The sequence below is a fragment of the Leisingera sp. F5 genome, assembly GCF_001593695.1.
In genome coordinates, this window is sequence record NZ_LUKH01000540.1 from 1 (window position 1) to 2,165 (window position 2,165).

2 protein-coding genes and 1 pseudogene are annotated in these 2,165 nt (G+C 60.1%); all 3 read right to left on the bottom strand.

What is annotated here, in order from left to right; all coding sequences use genetic code 11:
* Positions 1-47 precede the first annotated feature (47 nt).
* Positions 48-815, bottom strand: coding sequence for an ABC transporter ATP-binding protein (locus tag A2I95_RS32965; protein WP_291736613.1), 768 nt, complete (start codon positions 813-815; stop codon positions 48-50).
* On the bottom strand, positions 812-1,792 hold the full coding sequence (locus tag A2I95_RS32970) for a branched-chain amino acid ABC transporter permease (RefSeq protein WP_291736616.1): 981 nt from the start codon (positions 1,790-1,792) through the stop codon (positions 812-814). The genes A2I95_RS32965 and A2I95_RS32970 overlap by 4 nt, the downstream gene beginning before the upstream one ends.
* Positions 1,785-2,165 (bottom strand): annotated as a pseudogene (locus A2I95_RS32975) (branched-chain amino acid ABC transporter permease); the annotation flags it as partial. The gene A2I95_RS32970 and the pseudogene A2I95_RS32975, both read right to left, overlap by 8 nt.

Sequence of the window (2,165 nt, forward strand, 5' to 3'; positions counted from 1 at the left end):
TGCGGATCGCGTTGATCTTGCCGTAGTTGACGGCAATGTTCTTCATCTCAAGCAACATGGCGCGCGCCTCCCAAATAGGCCTCGATCACCGCCGGATGGTTGCGGATCTCCTGCGGGCCGCCTTCGGCCAGGAACTTGCCAAAACTCATGCAGGTGATGTTGTCGCACAGCCCCATGATCGCCTGCATGTCATGTTCAACGATCAGGATGGTGATCCCGTCCGCCTTCAGCCGTTCCATCAGATCCATCATCTGCCGGGTCTCTTCCGGGTTCATGCCGGTGAACGGCTCGTCCAGCAGGATCACATCCGGATGGCTGGCATAGGCCACCGCCATGCCCAGCGCCCGCTGGTGACCATGACTCAAGTCGCCCGCGCGCTCGTGCATCACATGATCCAGGCCGAAGAACTCCAGCGCCTCCTTGGCGCGCGCCTCAGCGCCGCTGCGGTCCTCGTGGTCCCAGCCGATGATCGCGGCAAAGATATTGGGGCGGAACGGCATATGGGTGCCGACCAGCGCATTCTCCAGCACCGTCAGTTCCACAAACAGCGTCGAGTGCTGAAACGTCCGCACCACCCCGCGCCGGGCAACCTCGTGCATTTGCAGGCCGGAGATATCTTCACCACGCAGCAGCACCTGGCCTTCGGTGGGCTTATAAAACCCCGAGATCATGTTGAAGGTCGTGGTCTTCCCTGCCCCATTCGGGCCGATCAGCCCGTGGATGGTACCGTGTTCCACCTTAAACGACAGGGTGTCCACCGCCGTCAGGCCGCCAAACCGCATGGTCAGGTCTTTGACCTCAAGAAAATCGGTCATTCAGCCGGCCTCCGTTCCGGCGCGCCGCCCGCGGCACGTCTCTGGGTGAATTTCTGCACGATGCTTTCCAAACCGTTGGGCAGGAACAGGATCGACAGGATCATGATGGCGCCGTAGATCAGCGGCCGCATCTGCTCGAGACCCAGCTCCCGCAGCACAATCTCGTTGATGACTGTCAGCACAACACAGCCCAGGATCGGGCCGTAAAAGGTAGCGGTGCCGCCAACGATCGCCCAGGTCAGCACATAAACCATCAGGTCAATGTCAAAGGCGTTGGGATTGATGGTGCCAATGTAATGCGCCAGCAGCGCGCCAGAAATCCCGGCAAACCCCGAGGCGATGGCAAAGGCCAGTGTCCTGTAGGCCCGCACATTCACGCCCGAGGCCTGCGCCAGCTTGTCCTGCCAGTGCACCGCATGGAAGGTCAGACCAACCGGCGATTTCTCAATCCGCCACAGGATCCACAAGCAGACCGCCACAATGACGCCTGCGAAATAGTAATAGGACGTCGGCTCAAAGAAATCGAACTGATAGAACCCGACCGAGAAATCCGGCATCGGGTCGATCCCCTTGATCCCTTTGGCGCCGCCAAACGGATCCCGGAAGCGCTTCCACAGCAGGCGGATGATCTCACCGGCTGCAAACGATCCGATCAGGAAGTAAAACCCCTTCATCCGGAACAGTGGGAAGGACAGCAGCACCGCAATCAGCGCCGCAATCACCCCGCCCAGCAGCATCGAAACCGGCACATAAACACCCAGCTTCTTGGTCAGCAGGGCTGAGGAGTAGGCCCCCACACCCATGATCACCACATGCCCCAACGACCATTCGCCGGTCAGCGTCAGCAGCCGGTAGCTGGCCACCAGAAGCACATTGATGGTCAGGAACACCAGGATTTCCTGCTGCGAAAAGCTAAGGCCATGCGGCAGAGCGATCAATGCGGCCAGCGCCGTAATCGAAATCAGGAACTTAGGCACGGTCCGCACTCCCAAACAATCCGGTGGGCTTCACGATCAGCACAACCAACATCAGCGACAGACCAACGATGTCAGCCAGCACACCATCATAGAAGGTGGTCACAAACGTATGCACCAGCGCATAGGCAACTGAGGCGACAATGGCGCCCTCAAGCGAGCCGACCCCGCCGACGATGATGACGATAAAGGCAGTGACGATCACCGAATGGCCCATATGCGGGTTGACCGAAACCAGCGGCGCGGTCAGCGCCCCGGCAATCCCGGCCAGACCGGCGCCGATGAACATGGCAATCCGCGCGGTCATGGTGATTGAAATCCCCTGCAGCGCCGCGGCTTCAGGATCCTGGGCTGATGCGCGCAGTGCCCAGCCGAA